This is a genomic window from Parendozoicomonas sp. 209JJ7-1 (assembly GCF_058147085.1).
The window spans coordinates 1-4,843 of record NZ_JBYVJU010000033.1 but is presented as its reverse complement, the minus strand read 5'-3'; the positions used below and the strand labels follow the sequence as shown (position 1 = coordinate 4,843).

Here is a 4,843-nt window from a genome sequence, read left to right as displayed (position 1 = left end):
GACTGGCAGTAAACTACAGATAGTGAGATTTTGTAACAGGCTGGTTTGAGCGCCTAACGCCCGCATCAGGTGCGCCGAAGGCGTCACCTGGATGCGCTTGTAGGTGCAGCCGCTGGCACGATAAGTTTATTGCGACTTTGTTGGTAAATAATATTTTTTTGGCACGATGTCGTGCTTGCCAGTTACAAACAAAATGCCGCTGGAAATTGCTGGCACGAACTTACAGGTGGAACTTGTTTGCACAGACTTTATTTTGCTGGTTTGAAAACACCGGTAAAACTCGTTTTGCCAGCAGGTGGAACCGATGCCCCTATTTTTGTCATTTTCGATAAGGCCAGTAACTTTGTTGGCACATTATTTATTTTGCTGGTTTGAACAAGTCTGTGCGTGCTTGACGTAGGCACAAAATTAAAGCTTGAACTTCTTGAATTTGACGTTTGGCACCTAACGCCCGCATCAGGTGCGCCGAAGGCGTCACCTGGATGCGCTTGTTAGGTGGCTGTTGGCACGATTAAAAAGTGCAAGCAAAATATGGACTTGCTAGGAAATTTCCTCCATCTCTGGCATTTGCCATAACCAATGGAGTTATTCCTGCGAACTTTGACATGTCACTGTTCTTGAATTTTTCATATTCATTAATGAAGTTGGCCAGACTATCTTGCTTGTAGCTCAGTAGAGCTTCACTACACTCTTGACTTTTGCCTGAGTTATTTTTAATGAATTTTTTTCTTAATGAAATTATCTCATCAATTACTTTGAAGGTGGTTTTTTTAATTTTGTTGTTGTCATGATTTGGGACATATTTATGGTTGGTGAGCATTTTTTCATTTTCTTTACCCGTATGCTCATTTTGTTTTTCCAGTAGTAATTGGATTTTTATTTCCAATTCATCAAGTTTTTCGATGATGTTTTTCTCAGAAGAACAAAAAGCAACTGACGAAAATAAGAAAAAGCATAAAGCTAAACAATTTGTCTTCATCTCAATCCTTTGAATGATATTTGCACAATGTTGAATTGAGCCACCTAACGCCTGCATCAGGTGCGCCGCAGGCGTCACCTGGATGCACTTGTTAGGTGTTCTTGCCACACTGTTATTGAGATATATAAAATTTTTCTTCTATCTTAATAGAAATCAGAATGATTAGGAGTAAAAATCATGGATGGATTAAATGATTCAAACACTTTAAAGAAAGCACTTTATCCTGATAGGGGACTGGAGCCTGAGCTTCCCGAAGACCCATTGAGTGAAAAGTGCTTTCACCGTTTTCTGGGAGAAGTAAAGCCGACAGCATCAGACTTTACTCTTGTTAACGTGATAGGAAAAGGGGCACATAGCACAGTTTATAGAGGTACATGCAATACTATAAGAAAGTGTAGCGTTGCTGTAAAAGTTGTTGGTCTAGACAGTGATGACAAAAAGAAACAATATGATAAAGAAGTAAAAATACTAGAAATGACTAAGAGGAATAAACATATAAATATAGTTGAATACTTTGGCCATATTGATGAGGAAGGTAAACGGTATTATATTTTTGAGCTGGCAGATTGTAATTTTGGAGATTTCATAAAAAAAACAAATGGAGATTTAACCATTCCACAATTTCACGAGATTGCTTTTCAGTTTTTTAATGCGATTGACTACCTTCACCATATGAAAATTTTTCATAACGATTATAAACCAGAAAATATGGTATTTTGTTCATCTACTGGAATGATCAAGCTTATTGATTTTGAACTTTCTCGAACCCCAGAGGATGAAGAGTATTGTAGCCCTTTAAAATGTTTAAATTCTTCAGGACTTTACTTGGGTGAAATTGAGTTATTAATGCGTCATCGCTCTATGAATAGGGATTATTGTTTATCACTAGAGGTTTTCAATGAGGCATGGATAAAAAGAGATTTCTCACCTAATGATGTTACCACCCTAAAAAATAATGATGTAGTTTGGCATCCGGAATTACCGGATAAGACTAGGCATTTATTATCTTTGTGTTTTGTCAAAAATGATACTGTACGTTTACAAATAATTAATGATAGAGCTTCTCTTCAACCTAAGGAATCACTTAGGCTGGTTCACAGAACTTTCAACACCTAACGCCCGCATCAGGTGCGCCGAAGGCGTCACCTGGATGCGCTTGTTAGGCGCTTACCAGGTTTACACGGAATTTGCCTACAACGATATGCAGAAACGCCGTGTGCACTTTGTTTTGGCTGGCATGACACGAATGCCTTTGCACAAGATTTAAACGGCGTAGACTGTGAACTTTTACGAAACATGGACGGCGCTACCTAAAAAGGAATGAGCTCAGATGTTTGTTGCCAGCCTTGCACAATAAAGCCGATAGTTTTTCAAGGTTGGACACAGTTGTTTGCCTGGTGATTTATGCACAATGATTATGCTGGCGTTGGCAACTCGAAGGCCAGAATACAGAGCTAAAACGCCGCAAACGCTTTACTCGACGCCGACGCAAATTTAAATTGCGGCGCAACTCAGGGAAAAAACTCCAATCTCTCCCAACGCCAGCCAACACAATAAATGATGTTACTTTTCAAACTTGAAGTTGACTTTGCTTCGCCTAACGCCCGCATCAGGTGCGCCGAAGGCGTCACCTGGATGCACTTGTTAGCCGCGTATTACTGGAAGTTCTCTATGATTTTTGGGTTAACACACTCACGAAGGAATTTATTCATGGGAGCCATGTCACCGGAGCTGTAGAATTCAAGCATAAGCTGGTTGAACTCTTTCTGTCTTTTTGCCGGTACATTAATAATTGGATAGCCAGCTTCAAGAAGAATTCCATTCATCATGAACCTACCCATACGTTTATTTACGTCCCAAAAGAGTTGTGCTCTTGCCATTCTCAGAAATGCAGTAATGGCACGATCATAAATGTCGCTGCACGCATTAACTTCTTTCTCAATCTCAGTCCAAGCTTGCTCCAGCTCTTTTGGGGATGGTGGTTCATAATCTGAGCCACTGATAGTGACATTACCAGTACGAAAAGCTCCCCACTCCAAGGCTTCTTCCTTTCCAGCAATTTTATGAATCCCTAATGCTACTGGCTTTGAAAAAGAGAAGTCATTTTCCGATACCAGTTCAAAGAGGTGCTTCCAAGCATCAGCCTGATTCAGAGCCATATTCTGATCGCTGATTTTGTGACCACCTACAGTAATCCCATCCAGAAGCGTTTGAATCTCTGGCAAGGTCATAGCAACACCTTCTAGGTTCACAGCATCATAAACGAGGGATGGAACATCACGAACGGCAAGCTGCTTGGCCATCGCAGGATTAGGGTTCATTCCCCAAACTGTGTCTTTTGCCGTTGTCATTTGCGTATCTCAAGAATTCTATGGAAATTCTTAACATTATATCCGCATGAGCATTGCTCGTCATGCTGTGCTGGATGTCTGGGTAGCGGCTAACGCCTAAATCAGGTGCGCCGTAGGCGTCACCTGGATTTACTTGTTACACGGCTGTTGTTTGATGCTGAAATTTTAAACAATTTTCTGCTACAACCATGTTCTTTTAGTATTCAGATTTTCTGAAGCAGGGTATTCTCTCAAATGCTGCTCTGGTCGTATCGGTCTATGGGCTAGATTACCTGAGAAATTCGGGCAGACGGAGATTTAAAATCTCAGTTGTACATTTTTACAGAATGTACACTCGAAAGTGCAGATATATGCTTCTGAGTGAGGTTGTAAATCTGCATTGCAATATTTGCAGTTTGGTCTCAATTCAAGAATGTGCCCTCCAACTTTACAAATCTTTGAATGTGTGGTTTCGGTAGCGGTAGATCATCTCTCTTTCGCCATCATGGTTAAAAGCATCTATGTGACCAACTAGGGAGAAACTTTTTTTCTTGAGAAGTCGTAGCATTTCTTTATTGCTTTCTTCAGTTGTAATGTATATTTCGTGCCACGCTGTCTGTTCGATCGCAGTTTGAACTAATGCGGATGCAATACCATTCCTTCTGAATCTGTCGGAAATATTCACTATTGAAATAAGCGGTTTGTTGAAAAATTCGTTTGAAGTCAATTTCAAATAGCCAACAGATTTTTCATTATCATAATCAGCTACAAATAGTTCTCCTCGCTCTATCTCAGTTCTTCTTTCACCAAGGAAATCATCATAATCAATTATTCGTTTGTAATCACCAAACTCTGCTTTGCGAATTCTGATTTTCAAGTTCACCTCGATTTTGATGATGCCGTGTAACGCCTGGTTCAGGTGCGCCGTAGGCGTCACCTGGAACCACTTGTTATAAGCGTTTTATTTGTAAATTGCTAAATTTAGAATATTTCCACTAGGTAGTAAAAACTGCTGAAATTCTTTTTTTCCGACTTCAACTTTTTGCGTACTGGTCAATTTAATTTGTTTTACTTCCCCGTTAAAGCACTGACTTTTGTCATAACCGTTGTATTTTGAATCATCTATTCCATATTCAGTAAACTCAAAAGAGCCACTTTGAAGATTGACAGAATAACTGTACCCACTTAAAAAACTTTTTCCAGTAAAAGACTTAGTTTTCTTTTGTGGTGTTTCTGTACATTCAGTTATTGCGTAAGCCTTGCTATTTGTATCGCTATGACTGCCATTTCCAGCCATTAATTGTGACAGATTTATAATCTCATTGTTATTTGTGTCAGTTAACTTTAGTGAAACCGTGTAATTTTCTAGAGCATTTGAATTAGTAGAAATAATACATCCGATAGCTGTAAAAATAGAAAGTAATTTCGTTTTCACTAAAATATCCTTTTTAAAAATAGTGAGGTTGATGATAATGTGAGCTTATAACGCCCGCATCAGGTGCGCCGAAGGCGTCACTTGGATGCGCTTGTTAGG

The 4,843-nt window shown here is 39.5% G+C and carries 7 protein-coding genes; 2 read left to right on the top strand and 5 right to left on the bottom strand.

The window, feature by feature from the left end:
• Positions 1-171 precede the first annotated feature (171 nt).
• A complete protein-coding gene (locus ACY2RQ_RS18815; protein WP_490114548.1) occupies positions 172-375 on the top strand; it encodes a hypothetical protein in 204 nt (67 codons plus the stop codon).
• A gap of 136 nt (positions 376-511) precedes the next feature.
• On the opposite strand, the gene ACY2RQ_RS18810 is transcribed toward ACY2RQ_RS18815, so the two are convergent.
• Positions 512-1,036, bottom strand: coding sequence for a hypothetical protein (locus ACY2RQ_RS18810; RefSeq protein WP_490114547.1), 525 nt, complete (start codon positions 1,034-1,036; stop codon positions 512-514).
• Positions 1,037-1,156: 120 nt separating this feature from the next.
• Here ACY2RQ_RS18810 and ACY2RQ_RS18805 point away from each other — a divergent pair, with 120 nt between their 5' ends.
• Positions 1,157-2,095, top strand: coding sequence for a protein kinase domain-containing protein (locus ACY2RQ_RS18805; protein ID WP_490114546.1), 939 nt, complete (start codon positions 1,157-1,159; stop codon positions 2,093-2,095).
• A gap of 539 nt (positions 2,096-2,634) precedes the next feature.
• Here ACY2RQ_RS18805 and ACY2RQ_RS18800 read toward each other — a convergent pair.
• The 4 genes from ACY2RQ_RS18800 to ACY2RQ_RS18785 form a co-directional block, all read right to left on the bottom strand.
• The gene (locus ACY2RQ_RS18800) at positions 2,635-3,330 is read right to left on the bottom strand and encodes a Fic family protein (protein WP_490114545.1); all 696 of its coding nucleotides are present in this window, start codon (positions 3,328-3,330) and stop codon (positions 2,635-2,637) included.
• Between the two features lie 297 nt (positions 3,331-3,627).
• On the bottom strand, positions 3,628-3,735 hold the full coding sequence (locus ACY2RQ_RS18795) for a DUF1272 domain-containing protein (protein ID WP_490114544.1): 108 nt from the start codon (positions 3,733-3,735) through the stop codon (positions 3,628-3,630).
• Between the two features lie 22 nt (positions 3,736-3,757).
• Positions 3,758-4,246, bottom strand: a complete 489-nt coding sequence (locus ACY2RQ_RS18790) for a GNAT family N-acetyltransferase (RefSeq protein ID WP_490114543.1) — start codon at positions 4,244-4,246, stop codon at positions 3,758-3,760.
• A gap of 24 nt (positions 4,247-4,270) precedes the next feature.
• Positions 4,271-4,744 (bottom strand): hypothetical protein, encoded by a 474-nt coding sequence (locus ACY2RQ_RS18785; protein ID WP_490114542.1) that lies wholly within the window; start codon positions 4,742-4,744, stop codon positions 4,271-4,273.
• Positions 4,745-4,843: the final 99 nt, after the last annotated feature.

Coding starts and splice junctions, on each gene's coding strand:
- ACY2RQ_RS18805 (WP_490114546.1), top strand. CDS start 1,157: ATGGATGGATTAAATGATTCAAACACTTTAAAGAAAGCACTTTATCCT.
- ACY2RQ_RS18810 (WP_490114547.1), bottom strand. CDS start 1,036: ATGCAGGCGTTAGGTGGCTCAATTCAACATTGTGCAAATATCATTCAA.
- ACY2RQ_RS18800 (WP_490114545.1), bottom strand. CDS start 3,330: ATGACAACGGCAAAAGACACAGTTTGGGGAATGAACCCTAATCCTGCG.